The following is a 26,547-nucleotide window of genomic DNA, read 5'->3' as shown; positions in this document are numbered from 1 at the left end:
ACTCACGCTAAGCTCCCATATCCATGATCAACTGAATTTCTTTTTTATAAGATCATTGCTGTCTAACAAAATCGTCACAGGACCGTCATTATGGAGCGAAACATCCATCATCGCACCAAATATCCCCGTCTGCACTTCCACTCCAAGATAGCGGAGTTGTTCGTTAAATTTTTCATACAGTGGCTGTGCCAACTCCGGTCTAGCCGCTGCCATGAAGCTAGGTCGTCGACCCTTTCGGCAATCACCGTATAAAGTGAATTGTGAGACAGATAGGATCGATCCACCTAGATCGAGTAGGGATTTGTTCATCTTTCCTTCCTCGTCTTCAAAGATCCGGAGATGGACCACTTTTTCTGCTAATGTTTGAATCTCTTCTTCACCATCATGTTCCGTAATACCAACAAGTAGTAGGAGCCCTTGATCAATGGCCCCTACTACTTGCTCTTCTACAGTAACGCTCGCCTTTGAAACACGTTGTATCACGACTCGCATCAAATCCCCCTCACCCTTGTTGGAACATTCTCTGCACGCTAATCACATCTGGAACTCGCTTGATTTTTTCCACTACATTTCGCAAGTGTTTGCTATTTTTAATCGAAACGGTTAGATGGATCGCAGCAAAGCCTTTACGATGCACCCTAGCCACTACACCGAAACAGTCCGCTTTTTGCTCCGAAACGGCTTGTAAGACATCATTTAGAAGACCACTCCGATCAAATCCAGAGATCTCAATGTCCACTTGATACGTTCGGTTCGGATCGTCCGTCTCCCAGATCACCTGAATCGCCCGTTCTGGTTCGATCGTTTGGATATTCGGACATTCGAGACGATGTACGGATACTCCTCTTCCTCGGGTGATAAAACCGGTGATCTCTTCGCCAGGAACTGGGTTACAGCAACGTGAAAGCCGGATCATCACATTATCAGCACCTACAACAGTAACACCCGGCCCCGAACGATAAAACTTTTTCGGTTTGATTTCGGGGAGGTTTGCGATGGCTTCCGCGATCGTTGGAGCTTCCTCATCACGTAATCCATGTGTAAGACGGCGGTATGCTTCATGAGCCGTAATGCCTCCATATCCTACTGCGGCATAAAGGTCATCCGATTCATTCATATTAAACTTCTTACTCACTTCAAGTAGACGGTCATTTTTTAATACTTCGCTACATTCGAAGTGATTCTTCTTCAGTACTGCTTCGATCATTTCTCGCCCTTTGGCGATACTCTCTTCTTTGCGTTGCGTCTTAAACCAACTACGAATTTTGTTTCGTGCATGTGAAGATTTTACTAACTTGAGCCAATCTCTACTTGGACCAAAGCTGTGTTTGCTCGTGATAATCTGTACTTGGTCCCCAGTTCGCAGTTTATAATCGAGCGGAACAATCTTGCCGTTCACCTTGGAACCTACGCACTTATTTCCGATCTCGGTATGAATCCGATATGCAAAGTCAAGCGGAACCGAACCCGCCGGTAGCTCAATGACATCAGACTTAGGTGTAAAGACAAAAACGGTATCTTTAAACCAATCTCCTTTGATGCTCTCCACAAACTCCTGCGCATTATTGGAGTCATTTTGTAATTCCATCATCTCACGGAACCAAGTTAACTTTTCGTTAAAATCTTGCTCCCGCTCAACGCTTGTCCCTTCTTTATATGCCCAGTGAGCCGCGATCCCGAACTCTGCTGTCTTATGCATCTCTGTCGTTCGAATCTGAATCTCAATTGGCTCGCCTCTTGGGCCATGTACTGTGGTATGAAGGGATTGGTATAAGTTGTTTTTTGGCATCGCGATATAATCTTTAAAACGGCCTGGCATCGGACGCCACATGGTATGAACAATCCCGAGTACAGCGTAACAATCCCGCAAAGACTCCACAATCACCCGAACCGCCATTAGATCATAAATCTCATTAAAGGGTTTATGTTGGAGTGTCATTTTACGATAGATGCTATAAATATGCTTGGGTCTGCCTGAGATATCCTCAAGAGGAATCTGGTACTTCTCAAACCTTCCTTTTAATGTCTCAATAATCTCGCCTAAAAAATGCTCCCGCTCCGTTCGCTTCTTCTTCATGAGAGAAGCGATTCGGTAGTAAGCTTGAGGCTCTTTATAACGAAGGGAAAGATCTTCTAATTCCCACCTGATCTTCGAAATCCCGAGACGATGGGACAATGGAGCAAATATCTCCAGCGTTTCCTCTGCATACTCGATCTGCTTCTTCTCCGACATATGTTGAACAGTGCGCATATTATGCAATCGATCCGCTAGCTTGATAATGACAACACGAACATCCTTCGCCATCGCAATAAACATTTTACGATAGTTTTCAGCTTGATGCTCTGATTTAGACATATATTTAAAACTACGCTTTAATTTGGTTAGCCCATCCACAATCAGAGCAACCGCATCACCGAACTGCTCTTGGATTTCTTCTAACTCTACATCTGTATCTTCCACCACATCATGCAATAGTGCTGCAATAAGGGTAGACAGATCCATCTTCAGCCCCATTAAAATCTCTGTTACGGCGACTGGATGGATGATAAAAGGGTCTCCCGACTTTCGCATCTGACCTCGATGCGCTTCTTCGGCAAACCGATAAGCTCGCTCTATATGGACTAGGTCTTCTTCAGCAAGATAGGTTCTCCCCAAGTCCAACAACGGGTTAAGTAGGCTCATCCAGTCATCACCACGCTCCCGAAATAGTTTGCTTATCATTATCTTATATCCACTTGTAAATGTAAAGGAGGGCAAGTGATTGAGGATTCGTGATATTCATATAGTAAAAAAAAGAATCTGAAGAAAATTCTCCAGATCCTTTTATCCTTTATTCTATGTGACATCTCGGATCGGCTTAGGCTTAGAATGCCTTCTCCATGAGAGGTGGAATACACTTAAAATAACTGCGGCTAGGGAAATCATTACGTTTGCATAAACTTCTCCAGACGTTTGGGTCATGACTAGGCCGGCGATGATTCCTCCGTAGGAAGACCATTCGAAGATCATTCGGAACATCTTCCATACTTTCCACAGGTACTCTTTTATAAATAATTCATTCGGAGAAAACAACTCCATAATTAATAAAACGACTAAACCGCCCATCCAAACAACGAGCGAGAAAATGATGATCCATGCAAATCCTGCTAATAAGTTCTGAAAAAACTCAGTAATCATTGACAAAACGACGACTCTCCTTTAAATCCTACATACTATTCATTATCCGTGACTTTTTCGCGTTTTTCAACGGAAGAGAAGACTATTCACGAATTTGTGCCTATTTTATCGCATAGCACGTTATATTCACAGTATGAACAATTTTTGCTGGGTTTCGTCGGCCAATTGAACATTTTTCTTTCCAATGGAAAAAAAGAACGCGTATATTCGAGAAGCCTTTCGGCTTGTTGCCACCACTGCGAATCGATCTGTATTCTCTCTTCGTGGTTACAATCTAGAAAATAAAGCGTAGCCCCGTTTATCTGCATTCCTCGTGCACGCCATGCCAGCGAATAAAGTTGCAATTGTGGTAGATAAAAGGTTTTTTTTTCTGTGATATCTTCCACTTTCATGCGATCCGTTTTAAAGTCGATAATCTCCCAACCTTGATGCTGATCCTGGAGTAACAAATCGATTTGGCCACTTATCCGAAATCCCGGTGTCACAAATTGAAACGGTTCCTCTGTCAGTACCTTTTTCGACTCTGCAATCCTCTGAACCACGTGGCTATCTAAAAATCTTGTTCGAATCTGCTCTAAATCAGGTTGTAAAGCCTCCATTTCACGAGAATTCAGATGAAATATGTGAGCAATTCGAGCAAACCAATCAGGTTGTAACCAGAGTCGCTCTGCTGAAGAGACCGTTTTCTCACAGAGATAATGAACGATTTCCCCACGCCGATTGCCAGATATATAAGAGACAGACGGCTTTTCCTCTACTCGCTCAACATCGGGAATCGGTACCTGGAGCACACGATGATAATAATACTTCCTTGGACAGTGAACTAATTCTTTCCAATCCGTCACACTGATTGGAATATGATTATATTTTCCAAACGGAATTGGCTCCGTAAAGGAAATCGCTGTGTGATCAAAGGGATCTGATTTCCGTTCGCCTTCGACAAGTGGAGGTGTTATGGAAAATGTATTTTCATAAAGGATAGGTAGGAAATCGGAGCCAAATGGAATAGACTCTCTTGGCTCATCCGAATCCATCGTAAGAATCCCTCTCAGCCAAGAGGCTAGATCTTTTGTAGATGTAGATTTCCCCTGATTCTCTGGAAGACCCAGAAATAAGGTATCTTCGGCCCGGGTTACAGCTACATAAAGCAAGCGCATCAGCTCTTGTGATTCTAATTCTTCCTCATAAAAGACAGCCTCTTTCCAGCGGGGAAATTCGATTTTCGACTTAGCATAGCTCTGCCTCTCGAGGTGATCAAATCCTTTTATAACTAAGCCCATTGTAGGATGAATCAACGATGACTCACGACTAACCGGGACATGCGAAGTGTTCCATAGATTCGGCAAGAAAACAATTGGAAACTCCAATCCTTTGGATTTATGAATCGTCATGATTCGAATGACATCTTCTCCCTCGTCCCAAATTTCCGCCTCTGGCTCTTGGTTGGCCTCCGATTGGTATAGCTCCATTTTCTCTAGGAATCCTTCCAGTGTAAGGAGAGTAGGGTCCGATTCTATCTCCCATGTGGAACACCATTTCTCGAGGTTGAAAGCAGCCTGCGCCCCGTTTGGTAATCCCCAAAGGATCGTCATATAGTTACTATGTTCCATGATCCATCGAATCAATTGTCCCGGTGTACGACGTAAGCTCATTCGCTTCAGGGACTCATATAAAGAGCAAAAATTTCGTAGTCGAAGTTGATCATGTTCCTTTAAAATGGATTGGTTAAGCCAACTCCGTGGATCTCCCGTCCAGCCTGTTCGAAGGGCAAGTCGAGTAATTCCTTCATCACTCATATGAACAAACGGCGAACGTAAAGCGCCTACCCAATTTTCTGCACGAGCAGGTGTTAGAATCGTAGCCAAAAGATAGAGAAAATCTTGGATCTCTTGAGTCTCATAAAAACTACTCCCCCCCACAATTCGCACAGGAAGCCCCTGCGATCGCAGAATTTGCTCATATAGAGACGCATCATTCATTTTCCGTAATAGCAATACCATGTCACCATATCGAAAATCGGACCGTAAGCGCTTGATTTGGTTGCTTATGATCATTGCTTCTTGTTCCACTAGTTTCTCGTTATTTCGGTCCTTATTAGAGATGCAGAGCAATTGAACCGGCTTATCTATATCTATCCCCTTACCCGTTCTAGATGCTTGAATAGGGCGAAACTCATCTACTGGAAAAGCATGTTTACATAGTTGATTGCTAAACTGAACAATCCCAGCCTGAGACCGGTAATTATGTGTTAAGTGTAGACACCCATTCTCTTCGTCCATCCATTCTTTTTGTGTTTCGATAAAAATAGAGACATCTGCCCCACGAAAGCGATAAATCGACTGCTTCGGATCACCTACTACGAATACATACCTATACGCATCTACTTGTTCTGCGATAATAAAATCTACTAACCGCTTCTGGAGCCCGTCTGTATCTTGATACTCATCGATCATTAAAGATTGAATCTGTTGCTTTATATGTACGCGAAATGACGGGTCTTTCTCTAGCGCTTCACACACCATCTGGATTAAGTCTTGATAATCATATCGTGCCTTCTGCTGTTTTAAGAGTTGATAATATACATGAATCTCTTGCAAATAGAACAGTAGTAATCGAGTCATCATTTCTTCCGATTCTAGGTTCATCTCATGCTCTTTTTCTGAATCATCTGATCCTAATCGATGCAGGAGGCTCTCTGTCGTGCAGTCTACCAATTTAGAAAATGTCCATCCCAGATTCCTCCACTTTCGAGACAACTCAACTAGCATCGATTCCGCCCTTGTCCATCCGATTAACGAAAGATAATACATCCACCATTCACGCTCAATCTCGCTTCGCTGATGAAGCAATTCGGTCGAGGAAAGCACATGGATAACAGCTTGTTCCAAAAGTCGATTCGCTTCCCATTCTTCTACTACTTGAAAAAATGGATCGACGCCTGCTCGAATCGGCTCTGTTGACAAAATCAATTGGCAATAGGAGTGAATGGTGTAGATATGAGCTTCATCTAGGCATTGGCGAACTTCATTCCACGATTGAACCTCCGCTTCGTCCCCCCTTTTACCTAATCGATCGATCATCCGCTCCATCTCTTTCCGCAAACGATCCCGCATCTCCGTTGCCGCTTTTTTCGTAAATGTGATAGCCACCATTTTACGAAGATTCGACGGGTTCATACCAAACTGACACAAGGTATACACAAAGCGTTTCACCAACACCCGAGTCTTCCCCGCTCCAGCTCCAGCCATGACGATACACCGGTACTGCTTGCTAAGCACTGCTTCTTTTTGCTCCTCTGACAGTGACTCACAAATGAGTTCCTCCATCCACTTCTCCATGCAACCTCCTCCCACTTTCTATTTTGGGTCCCGATATCGACAAAATCGCTTTGCTGCGCAATAGGACGGGCAGTGCCAAGTTGGCTTCACCCTCACTTCTCCGGAATATAATGCTTGTATCTGCTTCGCTAATCTTCTTTTCATATAATGATGCACCTCTGACCATTGCTGTGGGTCTAATCCCTTAACAGATCGATGAATGTTTGCCTTTTGTTGGACAAGACCTGCTCTCCATAAACCCAGAGACCTTCTTTCGGATGTATAAAACGCACCGCCTATCATTTGTGCCTCTAAGTATCCAAATCCATCCTGCAATACCCAGAGATAGAGTGGAAGCTGAATCGCTTTTCCTTCATACAGCTCTTGTAGTGAAGGGAGATTGTTGCCCGATTTATAGTCATATACAACCAAATGTTCCTCGTCCATATCCACCCGATCCATCTTTCCTTTAACCTGAATTTTCATATCCTTGGTCAACGAGATTGTAACCGGTTGTCTTTTCGACTGGGGATCTACGTGTTCGGGGGAATCCATGGGAAGGCCAAATGACAATTCCAGAAATCTGGGTTGAAGTGGGTGTTTCACCCTTCCGCCTTTTCGTCCTTTTTCTTCTAGTCTCATAAACTGCATGAGCCTTCTGGCTTCTTTTCGCTTCTCGATTTCCTTGACAATAGGGGGATAATGTTGGAACTCGACCTCTAACACTTCCTCAAATAATGCCTCCACACTGGATTTGGAAAAAGAAAAGGTTTCCCAATCCTCTCCTTGCTCTTGAAATCGTTTGAACCATGCATGCAAAAAGGCGTGTATCGCATTTCCCGCAGTCATTCTGGGCAAACCTCTACTCTGTTGCTCGCGTGATCTCACATTCCAAATCCTCTGAGCCAGATATCGGAAACGACAACTCATTAATACGTCTAACTCCGAAGCGCTCCATACTTTTTCCGAAAGTAAACTGGAGAGTTGATTTTCCTCATCTCCATCTAGCGAGCCAAACCACGGTGATATCATCTGTGCGCTTCTCGATCGAGCAATTTGAATCTCCTCTTTCAACTCGGAGCCAATTCGATCTAGCCATTCAATGGGTTGGTAGACTGATTCTTTTGCGACGGCATAGACGATATCCTTGGAGCGAATCCAGCAATGGGGAGATAGCATGTGTTGATGAGATTTCCATTCAGCATCATCGTACTTAGGCAAGCACTTACTCACTTCTCGTATATAGGGAGATGGATTCAACGGATCACCCGTATCATTGCGTATTGAATAAGAGAAAACAACTTGATCTTGTGCACTCATAATCGCCATAAGAAAGGATCGCTTCTGTCGCTCTCTGATATGGTCGGATGTCTGAAGCCAGATTGATTCTTTACTCAACTCCCTACGCAATGGATCTGGAAATAACCAATCATCTTGATAAGATCGCGGCCAATTTTTCTCTTCACACCCCAGTAAAATGACTTTGGTAAAAGACTGACCACAAATCATATTCGCGGCTAGTAGACATACCCCACCACTCTCTTCTGGATCCATCGTCAATTGAATATGAGATAACCAATTTGTTATCTCTTGGGCAAAATCACGGAAACTCCATACAGATGTGTTGGTTTGCTCACTTTTACTCATCTCCTGGCACCATTGCTCCATTTTCGTCCATAAGCGCCTATTTTCAATCCATTCTTGTAAGGATTCATCGTCTCGAAATACCGTAACGTTAGGGCGTAGACGAACAGCTACCCATGATCCGAACCACGAATACCAGTCTAACTCCCGATTCGCTTCCGGGATCTGCCCGATCCATCTCCATAACTCCACGACCTCTTCTGCATACTGCGGCTCTGTCGCTTCTAGCCAACATTGCAACACCTCATCTGAGGAATAGTGCGATTTCCTCCAAGATTGCTGAGATTCAGCCCAAGAAGTTAGTTCGATTCCAGCGGAGCGGGATAAAAAAGGAATCGTCGCTACATCACCATCTCTACAAGCAAAAGCAGAACGAATGACTTGTCCCATACATTGTTCCATCCCCGATTGAACATGTCGCAAATGGAATGGGACTCCCGCTTCCGTTGCAATTCTTCTCACAAGAGGCGCATACACATCCCATTGCTCTGTCACGAGTGCAATTTGGCCCCCTGGTATGTGGTCACGAAGCATCCATTCCTTCACTTGGCGAATTGCCTGCCGAACTTCCAATACCTTATGGTTTGCCTGCCAAATTTGTACACTGTCATCTGATTTCGTAAAAGGTTGTGTTCGGTCTGAGACAAAGAGAGATTGTTTTAGATGTTGTAGGGCTGTTTCTGTGTTTGTATCCGTAGATAGGATATGAGCGATGCCGGTTGTGTAGTCATAGACCTGAAAACCAACTTTCTGCAAACGCTGTAATGTAGCCTTTACCGAGTCAAAACCACTTCGTTTTAGATCATATAGAAGGTGAAATTCAACCGTAGCATTACGAGCAACCAATCCCGATAGTAAGCTTTCTTGGATATAGTGTAGATCATTAAATTGTTCAAAAATAAAGACTTCTCCTGTTAGGTCACGCTCTTTTAGTCTTTCTAACAATATCAAATAGGCTTGTTCTTGATCTAGCCAGTTATATTGTTTCATTTTCTGCTGGTATCGTTCATACAAACGAACCATTCCTTGAACTAACTGATTGTCCTGAGGCAGTAGTCGCCGTAGTCGCGAGGGAATCACACCCGCCCGCTTCACTTCACCAATCCAGCTCTCTATTTTCATCATCCAAGAAAAGGATTCAACGGTTAGCTCTCGCCACTGTGTAAACCAGCCCTCCTCTACTCCTTCATTCATACAAGTTTCAATACATTTATATCGAAAGTGGGGACTCCTCATCTCTGCATTTGTTTCACTCATTCGTATCACCATTTGATCCATGGTCATCACTTGAATGGAGCTAGAAACGATCTCAGAGCGATATCGGGAGACTAATTCACTGCTAGGAAACACATAGGTAATGCGCTTTGATTCACTATATTCCTTTGTGAAGATTGCTAAACGTCCTGTTTGTTCGATAGGGTGAAGCGTGATAGTTCCTGACATCGAATCTCTCCATCCTTATTATTCCAGTATAGCTTACTCTCATTGGTGAAACGTTATATACAAATCATGGAGGTGGTCTCTTATGAAAGAACCGCGCAAGTTAGAGCAAACGAAGTATAATGCTGAATTCTCCAATGAGCTTCTTGGAATGCAAGAGGCAGAGGAAGAGAATTTTGTGCAGGCGGCTATTAATCGTGCGTATAGCCAGTCTGGTGATGTGGATGAGGCTGAGCAGGAGAGAGCAGAGTAGCTTTTTTAAGTAACAAAGGACTTAAAACTGTTGGACTGGTTGGTAAATCATTATACCAGGGCAATGTGTCTAGCCACAGCTCAAATAGTGAGCCTGCGAAGATGTGGAAAAGCAAGTCCGCTCCGTCCTTCTTCGCTTCGGGCAAGTGGCAAAACTCGCGAAGTATACGCTCAAACATTGCCACAAAACACCCTTGCTTCGAAGGACTGCGCTAGGTAGGCTCACTAACATCGCAGTGGCTAGACACATTGCCCCTAGTACATTTTCTCTACTGGTTGGGTGGAAGAATGCTGTTGTTGATTGAGCGTCTGCAATAATGAATCATTGATAGCATTAATAACTGATCCTAATATATGGATAATAAGAAAGCCACTACCTGAGTGAGTGAATTGCAAACAGGGGTAGTGGCTTTTTTGTGTTACAAAGTAAGTAGATCATTGATCACATTAGGCTATACAAGAGAAGAGAGAAGCTATTCAACTATCCTGCCCTCGATCATCCAATGATTTTAAGGTTTGCTAAATCAAACTAGCCCTCATTAAACCGGCTTCACAGCTGCAAAGTACAGAATCACCAATGAAAATAGCACTGTAGCAAAAGTAACCCATACGTATGTTTTCAACATCCCTGTTTGAGCATCTTTCTGCGCAAGTTGCTTAATTGCTTTTCCACTCAAGATGGACGCAACGACCAAGGATAGGACAGCCGCAAGTGTACCGCCGTGTTGCATAAATGTAAGCCAAAACGGCTTTGGAGTACCTTGACTTATCATCTTTTGCCAACCTGAAAACAGCATGTAGAATCCTGTTGCAAGAACCACTGTGGCAGCTGGGTGAATCAACATATAAGACTTCTTCAAAATCCCTGTTAATACCTGATTTCGGCTAGCTGAAGAATCGAGTTTACAAATCGAAAGCAAAAGAACACCGATGGTAACACTCGCTCCGATCCATATCATTAGACCGAACAAATGAAGAAATAATGCCAATGACATTTCAAACATTCCCTCCTATGATTATCCTAGATTAAAATAATTATTGGATAATCTCTATTCATGTTTTAGATTAGCCAAAGGTTCTTTAATAGTCAATCACAGAAGGGTAATCGTCATAAAAAACATGAGCGACATAATCAAAAATACTCATTACAACGATAATGTAATGGAATGATGTGGAAGCTGAAATGTGTTTAATAGCTCTCGTTCACGGGTTTGACAGGTGCAGAGAATAACCTGATGATCCTGCGAAAACTGGTGTAATAATTGCAGAGTTTCCGAGAGCCTGTCTTGATCAAAATGAACGAAGCAGTCATCTAGAATTAAGGGAAGTCTGGTCTGGGTCATCTCCGAATAAAATTGGAGTAAAGCAAATCGTAATGCTAGGTACATCTGATCAATGGTTCCTGTACTTAAATGTTCCACAGACTTCCGTTCTCCGGTCTCGGGAACAAATACACTTAATTGGATTCCTTCTTTTGGGTCAATATTAAGAGCTTGATAGCGATTTTGTGTAATGGTGCGAATCCATTTCGAAGCATGAGGGGTTAGACGTGGAGATAAATCTTCTTGGAACTGACGAGACGACTCCTCCAGAGCCTGCTTAGCAAGTTCCAAAATCGTCCGCTCTTTCTCCAATTCCTGAATCCGATTTTTAGAACATTCCCACTCACTCTCCACAAGCGGCAACCTCGCATGTTGTTCCTCATAATCCTCCAGCGTTTTATCAAGCCTCACTAACTCCATTTGCTGAGTCTCTCTCACCTGTTCGCGATCCCTCAGATGTTCTTCTGCTTTTGCCAATTCATACTCCCAATCCCGATGACGATCTTGCAACAAACTTACTTCACCCAAATATTTCGACTGAATCTCACGAATCTGAATCCGCTGGTTCTTCCATTGATCGAGACAATTTTCCTCTTGGATTTGCTTGCTCCAATCCTCATAACGTTTCTCTGCCTCTTGAATCTGCCAATGTAATTGAATGAGATGCTTATGACGTTCATACCAGCTTTCTAACTCCCCGAAGGTGCTAACCCCAAACTCCTTATATTTTTGCTCTAATGAAAGCTCAAGCTGTTCTCTCTCTTCACTTTTCTCCGTAATTTCTCGATTCAAAGCCTCTGACTTCATCTCAAAGAGGCGATATTGATCTTCCGCACGTTGCTCTTGTTTTTGAAGATTACGAATGGATTCTTTCCACGACGATACGGAGAACTCCGGAACGGGGCGAATGTGCTTCTTCATCCATTCTTCAATCTCTTGCTTCCGCTCCTCTAGTTGTATTTCTAAATTACGACGCTCAATGGTTTGAACCATCGATTGATTCAAACTACCTTGGATTTCTTCCCGTTTTAATAGCAAATCTGTCAAACTCCTAACACGCCATACTTGCGTGATTTGTTTCTGGTGTTGCGTATTTTCTTGGAGCTGACGATCTAAGTCTTCTAGTACGACTTGCATTCTCTTCTTCTGATGTTGTTCCGTTTTCTTACGTGATCGATCTTGAACAAAGACCCGTCTATATTGCCACAGCAAAAGGAGGGGAACCACCAAAGCTCCAAGGCCTAGACCCCAGTGAAAAAAGGCAAATCCTCCTGGAATCGCCATCGTCACAATCGAAGCGATCAACCAAGGTACAGAACTCTCTTTTTTCTGGGCATGTTGTGTCTTCATTTTTAAAAACTCTTGATGAGCAATCGTCTTCTTCTCATGCAATTGATTCTGTTCATCCTGTAGAATGCCTAGTTGTTCTAAATCATGATTGATCTGGGTAAATTTTTGTTGCTCCTCTTCTTCCTCCACATATTGAAGCGCTTGATACCGCAAATCTCCTGCTTCAACATCATCTAACTTTGAAAGCATAATAGAGGCCCGTTCTTTCTCTACACCACTCATCTGTTCCTTCCGTGAACGAGCAACTTCTAGATGCTCGTTCACTTTACTAAGCTCATCACGAGCTTGCGTCAGTTTCTTGCGTAGCTCTTCACTCTGTTTATATAAAAGCTGAATCTCTTGAAACAACTCAGTCGATATTTCGCGAGTAGCAGCAACCTCCTGCTGTTCCCTACGCCAGTCTAAAATCTGTTGCTCGAGCAATCTCCACTGGTCCAGTCTTTGCTCTAGTTGTGCCTTCGATTTATGAAGATATTCGAGTTGCTGGGTATCTGCTTCCATCTCGCGCAGATCTGCTACCTTTTGTCTAATCTGTTCGATCTGATGCAACCACTCTCTCACCTGTTGCTGACTTGCATCTAGCTGCTTGATGATGTCACTACGTTGAGCGTAATTAATTTGAAGCTGATGGCGTACCTCTTGAAGCGTAATCACTTCTTGCTTTAAGGTACGTTCTCTCTCACATTCAACACCATATGGCTTATGGCGTGCATATTCACTTTTTCCAATCGCTTCAAGTTGTTGATCAAGGCTCTCCAATGCAGATAAACCATCTGGGTTCGCCCCATTCTTCAACAACTTGGTCATTCGTTCTACCATCTTCTGATGAAAGGAATGATCCTCTTCTTTTCGTTTTGAGATCTGTGTCCACATACCCGATGTAAAAATCCCAACCCGCCGGTATGCCTCACCACTCAGTCCAATCTGCTTTTCCACAAACTGCCGATCCTTCTGCTTATTCATCGTATACAAAGCAGATAGATCTTCTCCTGTTTTGAGATCAACTAATTGTTCCTTCGAATCGGGAAACGCAAAAGAGCGATATAATCGAAAAAGTTGCTCTTGGTACTCGTAGTCGATTTCTCCACCATATTCGCTACTTTGCCATGGCTTAAATGAATCATACCAATCTGCTTCTTTTCGCTTTTTAAGCCCTTCTTTTTTCTCACCAAACATCAGTCCGTAAATTCCATGAAGCAAGGTAGACTTTCCTGCTTCATTGGGAGCTTCTATGAGATTCATTCCGTCTTGAAATTCAAATTCTTGATTAATCCACCGACCGAAACCGCGAAATTTCACCCGTTTGATCTTCATAGATGTGCAAGCTCCTTTACTAATAACGCTTCCAATCCCTTATACATCGCCCGTTTGATAAGCTGACGACCGTCTTCATCCTGTTCTTGCTGGTATTTTTGCTCCATCCGTTCAATGAATAACGCCACCAGCCCACTTTGCTGTCGGTATTGCTCTAAGTCAAAATCGGGGACCGTTTCATCTTCCAGCCATACATTCTGATATCCCTGCTCAGCTAAGAGCCTACTATACCAAAGCTTTTCATGTTCCAGTGACAATTCCAAATCTCTTCTCCCGACCCACTGAATTCGTAGATAGGACTCATTTGGAAGCTTTTGAATCTCAGAGAGCATCCCCCCCAGCACTTCATCTCTGGTTTGACAGAAGCTAATATCGATCTCCACTTTTTCATACGTACGACTATGTAACGAAACTTCCTCTAACTGAACTCCTTTTGATCGCAAATGGCCCAAAGTAACTGTTCGCCGGCCTAACTCTTTCCAATTTTGCGCCTCTGGAGAACCCGCATACCGAATGATCGTCTTCTTCTTATTTTTTAACTGAACTTGTCCCGCTTTATGAATATGACCGAGTGCTACATAATCAAATGGTTGATCAAAGAAATCGTTTTCCGTGAGCGGAAAGTACTGACTCCCCTGACTTGGTGCTTGAAGATCTCCATGACAAACACAAATATTATGCTCCATGTTGTTACGTAAACTAGGAAAAGTTGACTGTGATTCTAAAAAACTAGTAAAGCCTCTCCCTGCGATTAAAAGCTTGCGTGTAGTGTCCACATGCTCTTCCCATTCACCACCAAAAATATGGACATGCTTCGGCCAGATAGAAGAACGCAAATAATAAGAACCTTCCATATAAGGATCATGATTCCCTGGAGCTATAAACACCTGAGTGGAAGGAATTCTTTCCAACTGCTCAATGACAAAATGAATGGTCGATTTGGTTACAGCACTATGCTCAATAAAATCACCCGCTATGAACAAAAACGGAAGCTTCCGATCCTCTACAAACGAAATGATCCGACGAAACGTATCACGGTGCTCCTCATAACGAACCATCAACTGCTCTGCTGTCCCTTTCCACCCTGATATAGGCCGATCAAGATGCAAATCAGCCGTATGCAACCACTCTATTTTCTTCTTCATGTATCCTCCTTAATGACTTGTCCGCATTGTCAAATTTATACTCCCTACTTGTATAGATCCCATATAAGCTAGGCAAACTGAAACTATAATAGGAGATTCCTAGAAAGAGGAGATCAATATGGTTCCTGTAAGAAGAATAATTCTCTTGGTTTTCTGTTATTTCCTTCTTTTACCTAGTAATAAAGTTACTGGAGATTCTGCCATTTCCGCTGAGCCTATCCCCATCTCTTCGATGCAAGCAGTCTATCATCATGAAGAAGGTGACACACCCCTCAGGGTTAGCTCTACGATGAGACAAGAAGTAAGCATGGTTTTATCGGAGGTCTATCAGCTATCTGGACTCAATTCTCTCCAATTACCTGCTTCCTACTACCATGTTCACTTTACCACTCCCATCGTTTTACCTCTCTTCTCACCCGTGAGACATCCCATCGATGAAATCATTGTCACATTGCCCCATAACGCTTGGGATGAATACCATCTATTAATTAAAAATCAACAAAATCAATGGATTGAATATAAAACGCATCGAACCCTTAGTATCTTTATCAATCAACTAACCGCTTGGAATACCATGCAACCTCGCTAGGAAACAAGAACGAGCCGATGACTAAATAGTCTTCGGCTCTTGTTATTCATTCCGTTAAAGGAATTAAGAAATCTTTACAATTTTAAATTGAATCGTTCCATCTGGAGCAGGTACGTTTAGCAGATCGCCCACTTTTTTACCAATCAATTCAGCACCGATTGGAGATTCATTCGAAATCTTACCTGAGTCCGGATCTGTTTCAGCACTACCTACGATGGCATACTCTTCAAAGTCCCCGTCTGGAACTTCTTGAATCGTCACTTTAGATCCTACGCCCACAACGTCTTTCTTAACTTGATCACTGCTAATAATTTTCGCATTACGAATCATATTTTCGAGCGTGATAATTCTTGATTCGATAAACGCTTGCTCTTCCTTTGCTGCGTCATACTCAGAGTTCTCACTTAAGTCACCTTGAGCAATGGCTTCTTTTAGACGCTCTGCTACTTCATGGCGTTTCACGGTTTTAAAGTATTCAAGTTCCTGTTTCGTTTTTTCGAGTCCTTCTTCCGTTAGGAGTACTTCTTTTTGAATGGACATGACTAATTCCTCCCAAATCATGATCGTTTTTTCTATTCTAGCTTATAGATCCGGATTTTTTTCACGTCCCATGCATATGTTCCATTTTAACTGTTTATGCAAAATGTAAAGGTATCGGTTACCTATTTTTGATCCAGGGGACTATAGAGCTTCAGAAAGCGCTCTCTAAAATATCAATGGTATTCTTATATCACACCAACTTATCCATGTCAAGTTACACTGACGACTATATTAGCACAAAGAGTTCAATCCTCCAAGTAGGGGGCCGAAATTATTTTCTGTCTTTAATATTCTTCCCCCGCCATAAAAATCCTGCTAAATCTACGCTTTTCTTTAAGAAAATATGTTTACTCCTGATACGCGTTTATTTAGTTACTTATGAACCAATGCTTCTTTTTCTGATATAGATAGGAAACACTTAGCAAGATAATCCCCAGCACAATCAAGGATAAAGTTCGATACAAACTGTTTAAAAATGAGAGGTCAAATAAGAAAATTTTTAGAATCGCTAAAGCCATTAAACCAAACGCAGTTAATCGTAACTTCTGGATCTTTTGACGTACTCCCATCCATAGAAGAAGGCAAGCAAAGATTAACCATGCCAGCGAAATGGCTAAACGCGACATATTGGCTAGTTGAATCAGTTTTTCCTCCTCTCCATTAGGTACTAAGGAGATTAGGTGTGAAAAGGTATTGGAAACCTCTACCGTCACCAGTTCAAATAAGACAAAGACAATCGTAAAGATAAACCCATACAGGAAAAACGATGACTGCTTTTTGGGAATCCAATCTCTCCAGCTGTCTCTCCACCAGATTTGTAAGAATAACGCTATGCTTAATAAGAAAAAGCTAATAAATCGCAAGTTGAAAACAGGGACAAACTGCTCTATGGAAGCCACTACTACACTACAACATGTGATAAAAAAGCTACTTCCAACTATGATGATCCAAGTAACAATTTGTAAAAAACGAGAGCGTATTTTTCCATTCAACCAAGTTAAACCAATAGCAAATAGAGTCCAACCAATTGACAACGTTTGATTCTCTAGATATCCAATTTGCGCTAGATTTGCACCTTTCTCGAGTGCCTGGATCCAGAAATAATTGATCGTCTCAACCGTCAACCATTCAAATGGAATGATAACCATAATCATCGACAATACGTGTGAAATCCATCGGTTCCCTTTCATAAAACGATGCCGCATTCGATTTCGGTAAAGAAGGTAGACAAGCAACATGCTAATGACCGAAATAATGGTCCTTATATTGAAAATAGGCATGTATACAGACGGACTTAACATCCTAGTTAATTCAGGGACGAGGACGACCATGCTCAAACCAGCTAAAAACCACACCCAACTATCAAATAAAAGAAGCTGTTTTTTCCGTCGTGAGAACATGCTATACAGAACCGCCAAACCCAACCAGAGTAACCCTATAAGCTCCGCGTAAAAGCTACGAAACAGATTATCAGATTGAATTCGAATCACATAGTTGAGTCCGTATACTAGCTTCTCGCTGAAAAACGCTACCACCACTACTGACCACGCAATATGATAGCCGTCCTCCAACCACTTCCAGCGATGTATTCCACTCATCCAGTTAGCGACTACATAGAGTATACCTGCAAAAATACCAAGCAGACCCACATCCACCCACTGACGATACAACTCACCCTGCATCCACGGTGTTGCGATTCCATTGTAAAAATAGAGAAAAATAGAGAAAAATTGTACAGTTCCTAATATAAGGGAATATAGGGACGTATGTTTCACTCCATACCAGATGACGGACAAACCACATAAGCTCCATGCAATAACTAACGCAGATCCGGAGAAAAATTGAACCAATCCAAGAAAGCCTAAAATACCAGGAGATAACTCCCAACGAATGATTCGATTGAAAGCCGTTTCTTCGCTTGCTTGATTTTGTTTCATAAACCAGAGATATACTACACTACCTAACAGTAGCACTATGCCAGATACGACGTTTCTACGAAAGTCCTCCATAATTCCAATCTCGAGCAACAGGAACAGCGGTATTAGATATCCCGTCACATCATAGGCAGTCTTCCACTTCTTCACTTGATGCATTAGATACTCAAAGCCTACAAAAATCAACCAATAAAGACAAGCTAACGAAACATGTAGTGCCCGTTCCTCTCCATACGGTTTAGCTAAAGCCCAGATAAGTAACATCAGATGGACTGCACCAAATGATAGAGCTTGTAACACCCACCAACTAGAACGACGAGATACCAGAATCAATACTCCCAGCGTAAGAATCCCTAGATAACTAAATAATCCAATCGTAGAGCCTTGGTCACTATGGATTAAAAATGGAGTCGCAAAGCCTCCGAACCAACCTAAAAGTACAATCGCGATGGATGAATATCGAAATCCAATCCAAAATGCCCCGATTGTCACAACCGACATGAAAGCAAATCCAACCATCATGGGAATCAAATGATAAAACTCATAAGCGGCAAAGCTCGTCGTATAAGATACTGCAATCGCCGTCCCTAGGATTCCTTGAGCAAAAATGGGAAGTCCCTTCTTATGAGTCCGGACCCCCATCCAAGTAAACATACCTGCCACCAGATAGCCTAAACATACTTGCATCGTTTCGCTAACCCAGTCATGGTCAACCGCATATTTATAAAAGAAAATCATTCCAAAAATAATGGCTAATGCACCGATTCGATTCAACCATGTTCCACCAATCAACATTTCCCACTCATGACGAGTACGAGATTTTTCCTTTACAGGGGGAGGAGAAGAGTCAAATATGATTGGCTCGGGTACAAAAGGAAGAGGAGGCTCCTGAACTTGTGGGCTGAGATCTTCCTCTTCAGAAGAAGAAAGCCGTTCTGATATAACTTCTTCATTTTTAGGGAGTTCTACCATTTCGTTATATTCAGTAGCCTGCTCTGCTTCTTCTTGGTGCTGTTTTTCTCTCTCTGCTAACGTCGATTCTAAAAACAGCACTCTCCGTTGAAGAGAACGAATTTCATCCAATAGCTCACGATCACGATGTAATGTTTGATTCCTTATGATCCCGATCCAAATGGCCAATCCCATTACAACAATTAATAAAAACTCTGGCAAATCCATTCACTCCTTGATGTCCTACCGAAACAACCACCGCAATAGCGAAATCTTATTTCCCTTTAGAGGATAACGAATGCTGGGATCAAATAACGTTGTTTGGTGGACAATTCCTTTTTTATGCGAGAAAGCATCGAAGCTAAACTTACCATGATACGCTCCCTGTCCACTATGCTGGACTCCTCCAAATGGTAAATAGATATTCGATAGATGAACCACCGTATCATTCACACATCCGCCACCAAATGATACATTCTGCAAAATATACTCCACTTTCTCTTTGTTCTCCGTAAAGAGATAGAGTGCTAGAGGCTTAGCATAATTCTGGATTCGTTTGGTACATTCCGACAGAGACTGATATGTAAAAACAGGTAATATCGGCCCAAAAATTTCATCCTCCATAATAGGCGAGTCCCATGGTACTTGGTCTAGTACAGTGGGCGAAATCCGTAGCCTATCCTCATCCAATTCCCCGCCTACTAGAGCCTCACCATCATGAAGAAAATCTCTTAACCGTTCAAAATGACGCTTACTCACAATGCTTCCGAAATTATTTGCCGTAAGCGGGTCATTTCCATACACAATCGAAATATGCTTGCGGACCAATTGAATCAGCTCAGATTTCACCTCTTCATGAACCAACAAATAGTCTGGAGCTACGCATGTCTGACCTGAGTTACTAAATTTCCCCCACACAATCCGGCGTGCAGCCAAGTCTAGATTTGCATCCTTCTCAACGATAACAGGGCTTTTCCCGCCTAATTCGAGAACAACAGGCGTTAAATGCTCCGCGGCTGCTTTCATCACGACCTTCCCTACAGAAGTACTCCCTGTAAAGAAAATATGATCAAATGGTAATTCCAGTAGTGCCTTACTCGCCTCCACATCCCCTTCGACCACAGCAATATATTCCTTCGGAAAAATCCCTTCTATTAGCTGGGATAGAACTTGTGAAACATGAGGTGTATACTCGGAAGGTTTCAAAATAGAGCAGTTTCCAGCACTAATGGAGCCGATCAGTGGATTTAATAGTAGCTGAACAGGATAATTCCACGGAGCCATAATAAGAGAAACTCCAAAAGGCTCTGAATAAATCTTGCTCTTTGCACCGAATAGGGTAATTGGATTTGCCACTCTTACTGGCTTCATCCACGATTTAAGGTGTTTTTTCGCAAAGCTGATTTCCTTATAAACCATACCGATCTCCATCAGATAGGCTTCATATTCATTTTTGCCTAGATCCTTCTGTAGGGCTGTAAACAACTGCGATTCAACCTGTTTGACAGCACTCCGCAATCGTTCTAACATTTCAAGGCGAAATGATAAAGTTCGTGTAGTCCCCGAATGATAATGCTTTTGCTGTGCCTCTAATAGCTCTCGGTATGACAATTCATTCCCTCCAATTATCTAATAAACTGATGAGTCGAATCTGGGGATCAATCGTTCTTGTTTCTAGTATACTATGATCCATTCTCCACGTTATCCTTTTTCAACAAAAAACGAGTGACCTCCTTTACATGGAAGCCACTCGTTTCCCATTTGCTGCCTTACGGATTAACCACCATGTTAGCACCTGCACGAACGCAATCGGCAACAAATACCACCTTAGATGAATGAGATCTGGATAATATGAAATCCATATGATAAAGCCTAATACACTAAGGATCCTGCCGATATTTAAAGCCAACTCTCTGGAAACCACATATTCAACACGTAATTCCACATTCTCATCCTTCTCACCAATTACATCAAATACAATGGATAAGATCGGATTGTAATAAAAAGGGAAAAATAAAAAGATGCCTATTCCAAACACGAACATCGACCATGTATTTAACAAAAATAAATAGGGCAAAAAGCATACTCCAAGCGCGATTGAGCCCACAAACATGGCTTTAATTCTACGTTCAGGGGTCATCCATTTCCCTACAAAATAATAAGCGATCAACGATACGAGGTTACAAATCGTATAAAATGTCCCCAATGTAAGCTCGCTACGTGCCGTTAGATAAACCAATAGCCCCGTAATAAAGACAAAGACGCCTTCTCGTATTCCCTGAACCAACATCGCCAGATTAATCCAGTGCCATTTATTCTCCCGATTCCACGCAATACGAAGCACTTCTTTTAAGCGATAACTACCTCGTGAACTACGTGCCTTCAAAAAGAAGCTCACAATCACGGCCGCGATAAAAATCCCCAGCGAGATCCAAAAAATAATCCGATAACCTGTAAAATGATTGATTCGTGTGATAATCCAACCAGATAAAATAGGAGCCATAATCCCAGCTAAGGAGTTCGTAAATCCACTAATTCCATTAAAATAATCTCGGTTTTCACGTTCTGTAATCTCAAAGTAAAGAACATTAAAAGCTAGCCAGTAAAATCCACTACCCACACCGATAAAGAAACCCAGCAACACCACATAATCCGCCGCGCTGGTTCCTAAAAATAGGACAGTTAAATAAAACAATGCCTGAATCGCGACTCCTAAGCGGATCGCAATCACACGATCAACCTTTTTCGTAAGCCAGCCGGCAAATAAAAACGTTACTGCCACAGAAATATGATAGGTTAGATTATACCAACCAATCAGCAGAAAATTTTGTTTCAACTTCCACAAATATACGTTTAAAAAGGTATTAGACAGAGCTAGCGAAATGGCATGTAACGCGCTAATGGTAAGGAGATACCAAGCCTCTCGATCTAAACGCTTAGTATGTATCAATTGCTTCATAACCTTCACCCAACATTAGCCTGCACCAAAAAGCAGTTCCTTATGAGAAAAACCTTTTTACTCCACTATCTTGGCAATGGATTTACCCATGAAAACTTGCGTTCCTACTTCTTCAGGAATCGTCCACTCAATGCGGTTCGGTTCAAACAAAAGGATGACGGTAGAACCAAATTCAAATCTCCCCAGCTCGTCCCCTTTTGACAAATGAGGCTCGTCTTGGTACCGGATTTGCTTATTCTCTCTATGTCCTTTGTTCGTGCTCACTTCGTCATATGTTACCTTAATACTCCCTACATTCGTCGCTCCAACTTTTACTACCGCAACTAGCCCAGCGGATGAGCGGACGTAGGTAACGAGTCGTTCATTTACTGCAAACAACTCTGGAAACAATCTCATTCCCAAAGGATTTACTGGATATAGTGGTCCTGGAAGGTATGCGTAACCTTCAATATCGCCCTCTACAGGCATGTGAATCCGGTGATAATCACGAGGACTGAGATATAAGGTAACAAATTTTCCACCTTGAAATTTCTCCACATAATGAGGATCGTTTCCTAACAGTTCCGCAAGGGAGTACTCTTTTCCCTTCGCATAGACACAAGATCCTTCCTGAATCACACCAATCTGGGAAACAGCACCATCTACAGGGCTGACGACTTGATCCCTATTTGGATCAATGGGACGAGCTTCTGGTTTTAATTCCCGTACAAAAAAATCAAGCAGGCTATCAAATTGATCTAGCGGCTTCTTGACTGGCTCTAATTCAATTTGAAAATGGTTAATATAAGACGGGATCACTTTTTTACTGATGGGATGTTTTGCGAAAGCGCCTGTAATTCTTGAAACGCCGCGCGTAGGAAGTGCTTTCCATATTACACGATATAACGAATCTTTCATTTGAACCTCCGAAGATTTTATTAAAAAAGGGAATGTTTGCATGTAATTAAAGCCGCCTCTAGGGGGCAGACTATGAGACAGGAGGTGAAGAATTCATGAATAAAAACAACTCTTCACAAGGAAAATCAAAAATGAACGCGCTACAAGGTCCGAATGCAATGAACCAAGCGCGAGATACCGAGTTTGCTTCTGAATCAAGTGTCGCTAACTCCGCTTCTGCTAACAGCAATATGCAAGGCATGGGTATGGACACTGAGTTTGCTTCTGAATCAAGTGTCGCTAATTCCGTAACCGCAGCTAATGCAGCCGCTAACTCCGCTTCTGCTAACAGCAATATGCAAGGCATGGGTATGGACACTGAGTTTGCTTCTGAATCAAGTGCCGCTAATTCTGTAGCCGCAGCCAACAATGTAGCTGCCAACGCCGCTTCTGCTAACAGCAATACGCAAGGTATGGGTATGGACACTGAGTTTGCTTCTGAATCAAGTGCCGCTAATTCTGTAGCTGCAGCCAACAATGCAGCCGCTAACTCCGCTTCTGCTAACAGCAGTATGCAAGGCATGGGTATGGACACTGAGTTTGCTTCTGAATCAAGTGCCGCTAATAGTATGCAAGCACGTGCTAAAAACAAAAATCAACAAAGATAGTCGGACAGATCCAACCCCACTCCAACCACGTATTCATTGGAGTGGGGTTGTTATTTATTATGTAACGTTTAGTGTACCACAGAATGATCAACAGATTGAAATGATAATTTATGTAACGAGCCTAATTGGTTACCTAGAAACATTCATTTCTAAGTAACCAATTTTTTATAAAGATCGTCGCGCCACCTTCTGTAATGATTTACAAGCCTGAACCGCATTCACCAACCCAATATCTTCTGCTTCGATTCTCCGTGATGTACGAAGTAACAAGTACCGAACCTGCTCTGGATTAAGCGTACCGTCTATCCCGAGGATGAGTGCTACAATACCCGATACATGAGGCACTGCCATCGATGTTCCACTCATCTCTTTCTTCGTTTGATTCAGCCATGCAGATGGGATCTTTTCTCCAGGCGCGGCTACATCCACCCCTTTGCCACGATTACTGAAGGAAGAAATGCCATTATCCATCGAAACAGACATAACCGCAATCGTTTCTGGAAATCTGGCTGGATAATCAATTCTACCATTTAACCCTTGATTTCCCGAAGCTGCAATCATGACAATCCCTTTCTTATGAGCTACTTGGATCGCGTGTCGGAGTGATTCACTGACTTTTTCCATTCCGAAGCTCATATTAATAACATTCATATTATTTTCGATGCACCAGTTAATCGCAGTTAATAAATCAGAAAGATTGGCACTTCCCTTCCGATTAAATGCCTTTACAGCATAGATACTCGCTTTTGGAGCTACTCCAATAATCCCCATCTCACTCGATCTTCCTGAGATAATCCCAGCTACATGGGTCCCATGTCCGTTGTAATCCATAGGCGTGGAACTAGGAGATAAGATATTTACTCCACCACGGAAATTCGGTTTAATGGCTGGATGTTCACCATCGATCCCTGTATCAATTACAGCTATTTTGATCCCTTTCCCTTTCGTCCTGTTCCAGACTTTCTCCGCTTCTACACGCTGAACTCCCCATGGAACGGTCACATAAGGAGAAGCATACGAAGTGGAGTTGGAATTCATATAAGGCTCTGTAATCGTGATTCGAAGATCTGGTTCCACTAATTCTACATCTGGATGCTTTCCGAGTCTTATTTCGGACTGATGGTCGGGCGTATACTCTCCAATCACAATTCCAATCTCAGCTAAAAAACGAACAGGCCGAACCCCGAGTTGGCGCATTTCTCGAATATAACGATCTAGTTGAGAGCCTTCTTTCAGATTATAAATTCTTCGCAACCTCTTTACACGCCTAGAGGAATTCGAAGGGGTCCACCAGCTCTGTGTCATTTTGCCACTCCCCTTCACTAACAGGATGGTAAGTGAATATAGATAGATAAACTGGGCTTTGTAGGTAGGTGTTATACCATGAAATCGAGAAAACCCAAGTCCCACAAACGTCCATTTATGAACAACACGACTTTTCCAGCACGTAAATCCCGATCCACAAGAGGAAAAACCATTTCCACGAATCCCCAGGTAAAGAGTAAGTCTGTTCGACTTAATTTTATGGACTCCATGAAGAAGCTCGAGGGTCTAGCAGGCAATTTTTCTAAGAAATCAAGTGATGTAAAGCAGATGATTGAAGCATTCCAGTCTTTCTCACGAGCATTTAAAGATCAAGGTGCTTTCAAACAGCTAATTGGAGCATTATCACAGCTAAATCAATCCCAGCTAAAACCAAAACCCTCTTCAAAGGGAAAACCCACAAAACAGGCTGCAGATGGAGAAGAGAAGCAAACCATCTCTGAAGATGTAGATGTAGGAAATACTGACTCGTTATTTGACCTAATCAACTCCCCTGGATTAAACGACTTAGTGAAAACAGTGCTGAGTTCTCGCAAGAAAAAGAAGTAAGTTTGTTCTCTCGTGATACCTTAGGAATATGTGTCCATGCTCCACTTTGTCTATGTCAATACCCAATCACATAGAAAAAGGGCAGAAGTTTTTTTGACTTCTGCCCTTTTTAAAGCTATTCTTTTTCCGATTGTGGTGGTGTAACTCGCTTTAGTATTTCTTTCATCTCATTGGCATGGCATCCTGTTTTTTGAAAATCGACATCTCTTCCAATCTCACTTACCAATGGCCAAAATTCCGCTACACAGGCAAGTGGTTCTGGGACGATATGATTCGGTGCGATAAAATACGTTTTCTCTTCTCCAGATTGAAAATCAACCCATGTTAAGAATATGACTCTATACTCTACCTGCTGATCCTCATCTTCATCCGTAGCAAGAAGTAAATCAAATACCCCTTCATGGGTAAGATATAGGTCTTGATAGTTCTCCGTTAGCGACTGTAAACTCTTCTCCTGCAAGGTCTCAAAAGTAAATTGTACTTGATCCTCTTCTTCCTGGATCGCAAATGATTTCAAAAGTCCGTACTGATAAATCTCACTCTGATCAAAATCTAATTTACCTATGATTACTTCATCATACGTTTCTAAATATGTATTTACTCTAGGGGTAAATGTATCAGCTATCATCTCAATGGTGGACATGTAACCATTCAGATTACTACCGTAACCAAATGTTTTCATAAAAAAACTCCTTTTTCATAACGAAAGGTTTCTCTCATTATAACAAAAGAAATGACAAAAGGCAGTGGGATCACCACTGCCTTTCTAACCAAGTATTCAATTAACCACGGAATCCGCCAAGTTGTGATTCAGCTAAAGCAACAAGACGCTTAGTGATTTCTCCACCTACGCTACCGTTAGCACGTGAAGTAGTTTCACCACCAAGTTGTACACCAAACTCAGAAGCGATCTCATACTTCATTTGATCAAGAGCTTGAGAAGCACCATTCACAACCAAGTTAGAAGAAGAGTTACGAGCCATTTTTGTTTCACCTCCTCGCTGTTTGTACTCTTATATTGTGTCGAAATGAGTTTTTCATGTGTAGGAAATTTTGGTACTTTTATTTTGTCGATTAGACAAATAAAAAGCAGATATCCCGTTTTGAACTGCACCCCAATTGTTGGACACGAAATTAAAACCCAACAGTTGGAGGTGCTTTTTCTATGGCTAAATATTCATTAGAAACAAAATTGA

The 26,547-nt window shown here is 42.3% G+C and carries 20 protein-coding genes; 4 read left to right on the top strand and 16 right to left on the bottom strand.

All coding sequences use genetic code 11. The annotated features are described in order from the left end of the window. Positions 1-27: 27 nt before the first annotated feature. The 5 genes from dtd to EDD57_RS08865 all read right to left on the bottom strand — a co-directional run bounded on the left by dtd (position 28) and on the right by EDD57_RS08865 (position 9,582). Entirely contained in the window at positions 28-492 is a 465-nt protein-coding gene (gene dtd, locus EDD57_RS08885) for a D-aminoacyl-tRNA deacylase (RefSeq protein WP_131849108.1), read from the bottom strand. A gap of 10 nt (positions 493-502) precedes the next feature. Beyond that, positions 503-2,683: a RelA/SpoT family protein gene (locus tag EDD57_RS08880; protein ID WP_131849117.1), complete on the bottom strand. Its 2,181-nt coding sequence runs from the start codon at positions 2,681-2,683 to the stop codon at positions 503-505. 153 nt (positions 2,684-2,836) lie between these two features. After that, on the bottom strand, positions 2,837-3,184 hold the full coding sequence (locus EDD57_RS08875; protein ID WP_131849107.1) for a hypothetical protein: 348 nt from the start codon (positions 3,182-3,184) through the stop codon (positions 2,837-2,839). Between the two features lie 80 nt (positions 3,185-3,264). Beyond that, entirely contained in the window at positions 3,265-6,516 is a 3,252-nt protein-coding gene (locus EDD57_RS08870; RefSeq protein ID WP_131849106.1) for a UvrD-helicase domain-containing protein, read from the bottom strand. A gap of 18 nt (positions 6,517-6,534) precedes the next feature. Then, positions 6,535-9,582, bottom strand: coding sequence for a PD-(D/E)XK nuclease family protein (locus EDD57_RS08865; protein WP_131849105.1), 3,048 nt, complete (start codon positions 9,580-9,582; stop codon positions 6,535-6,537). Positions 9,583-9,664: 82 nt separating this feature from the next. On the opposite strand from EDD57_RS08865, the gene EDD57_RS14400 reads away from it, so the two are divergent. Then, a complete protein-coding gene (locus tag EDD57_RS14400; protein WP_165873734.1) occupies positions 9,665-9,832 on the top strand; it encodes a hypothetical protein in 168 nt (55 codons plus the stop codon). Between the two features lie 538 nt (positions 9,833-10,370). Here EDD57_RS14400 and EDD57_RS08860 read toward each other — a convergent pair. The 3 genes from EDD57_RS08860 to EDD57_RS08850 form a co-directional block, all read right to left on the bottom strand. Then, on the bottom strand, positions 10,371-10,826 hold the full coding sequence (locus tag EDD57_RS08860) for a hypothetical protein (protein ID WP_131849104.1): 456 nt from the start codon (positions 10,824-10,826) through the stop codon (positions 10,371-10,373). Between the two features lie 150 nt (positions 10,827-10,976). Then, a complete protein-coding gene (locus EDD57_RS08855; protein ID WP_131849103.1) occupies positions 10,977-13,817 on the bottom strand; it encodes an AAA family ATPase in 2,841 nt (946 codons plus the stop codon). Further along, complete coding sequence (locus EDD57_RS08850; RefSeq protein WP_131849102.1) at positions 13,814-14,962, bottom strand: metallophosphoesterase family protein; 1,149 nt, start codon at positions 14,960-14,962, stop codon at positions 13,814-13,816. Before EDD57_RS08850 ends, EDD57_RS08855 begins: the two co-directional genes overlap by 4 nt. Before the next feature lie 118 nt (positions 14,963-15,080). Between EDD57_RS08850 and EDD57_RS08845 the strand changes: the two genes are divergently transcribed. Further along, positions 15,081-15,551 carry a hypothetical protein gene (locus tag EDD57_RS08845; RefSeq protein ID WP_131849101.1) on the top strand — a complete coding sequence of 157 codons (471 nt, stop codon included), beginning with the start codon at positions 15,081-15,083 and terminating at the stop codon, positions 15,549-15,551. A 63-nt stretch (positions 15,552-15,614) separates the two neighbouring features. On the opposite strand, the gene greA is transcribed toward EDD57_RS08845, so the two are convergent. The 5 genes from greA to asd all read right to left on the bottom strand — a co-directional run bounded on the left by greA (position 15,615) and on the right by asd (position 22,832). After that, positions 15,615-16,091, bottom strand: a complete 477-nt coding sequence (greA, locus tag EDD57_RS08840; protein ID WP_131849100.1) for a transcription elongation factor GreA — start codon at positions 16,089-16,091, stop codon at positions 15,615-15,617. 368 nt (positions 16,092-16,459) lie between these two features. Continuing rightward, entirely contained in the window at positions 16,460-19,198 is a 2,739-nt protein-coding gene (locus EDD57_RS08835) for a DUF2339 domain-containing protein (RefSeq protein ID WP_165873733.1), read from the bottom strand. 21 nt (positions 19,199-19,219) lie between these two features. Then, on the bottom strand, positions 19,220-20,587 hold the full coding sequence (locus tag EDD57_RS08830) for an aldehyde dehydrogenase (RefSeq protein ID WP_131849098.1): 1,368 nt from the start codon (positions 20,585-20,587) through the stop codon (positions 19,220-19,222). Positions 20,588-20,711: 124 nt separating this feature from the next. Continuing rightward, positions 20,712-21,935 (bottom strand): MFS transporter, encoded by a 1,224-nt coding sequence (locus EDD57_RS08825; RefSeq protein ID WP_131849097.1) that lies wholly within the window; start codon positions 21,933-21,935, stop codon positions 20,712-20,714. 57 nt (positions 21,936-21,992) lie between these two features. Beyond that, a complete protein-coding gene (asd, locus tag EDD57_RS08820) occupies positions 21,993-22,832 on the bottom strand; it encodes an archaetidylserine decarboxylase (RefSeq protein WP_131849096.1) in 840 nt (279 codons plus the stop codon). Between the two features lie 131 nt (positions 22,833-22,963). On the opposite strand from asd, the gene EDD57_RS08815 reads away from it, so the two are divergent. Next, the gene (locus tag EDD57_RS08815) at positions 22,964-23,479 is read left to right on the top strand and encodes a hypothetical protein (RefSeq protein ID WP_131849095.1); all 516 of its coding nucleotides are present in this window, start codon (positions 22,964-22,966) and stop codon (positions 23,477-23,479) included. 165 nt (positions 23,480-23,644) lie between these two features. Here the strand turns inward: EDD57_RS08815 and EDD57_RS08810 are convergent, their stop codons facing one another. Continuing rightward, positions 23,645-24,784: a S8 family peptidase gene (locus EDD57_RS08810; RefSeq protein WP_131849094.1), complete on the bottom strand. Its 1,140-nt coding sequence runs from the start codon at positions 24,782-24,784 to the stop codon at positions 23,645-23,647. A 78-nt stretch (positions 24,785-24,862) separates the two neighbouring features. On the opposite strand from EDD57_RS08810, the gene EDD57_RS08805 reads away from it, so the two are divergent. Further along, positions 24,863-25,351, top strand: a complete 489-nt coding sequence (locus tag EDD57_RS08805) for a hypothetical protein (protein WP_131849093.1) — start codon at positions 24,863-24,865, stop codon at positions 25,349-25,351. A gap of 115 nt (positions 25,352-25,466) precedes the next feature. Here EDD57_RS08805 and EDD57_RS08800 read toward each other — a convergent pair whose 3' ends face one another. After that, positions 25,467-26,033, bottom strand: coding sequence for a hypothetical protein (locus EDD57_RS08800; RefSeq protein ID WP_131849092.1), 567 nt, complete (start codon positions 26,031-26,033; stop codon positions 25,467-25,469). Positions 26,034-26,133: 100 nt separating this feature from the next. After that, positions 26,134-26,334 (bottom strand): alpha/beta-type small acid-soluble spore protein, encoded by a 201-nt coding sequence (locus EDD57_RS08795; protein ID WP_131849091.1) that lies wholly within the window; start codon positions 26,332-26,334, stop codon positions 26,134-26,136. Positions 26,335-26,547: the final 213 nt, after the last annotated feature.

It is taken from the genome of Baia soyae, assembly GCF_004341445.1.
GTDB classification, from domain to species: Bacteria; Bacillota; Bacilli; order Thermoactinomycetales; family Thermoactinomycetaceae; genus Baia; species Baia soyae.
This window is presented reverse-complemented; position numbering and strand designations above follow the sequence as displayed.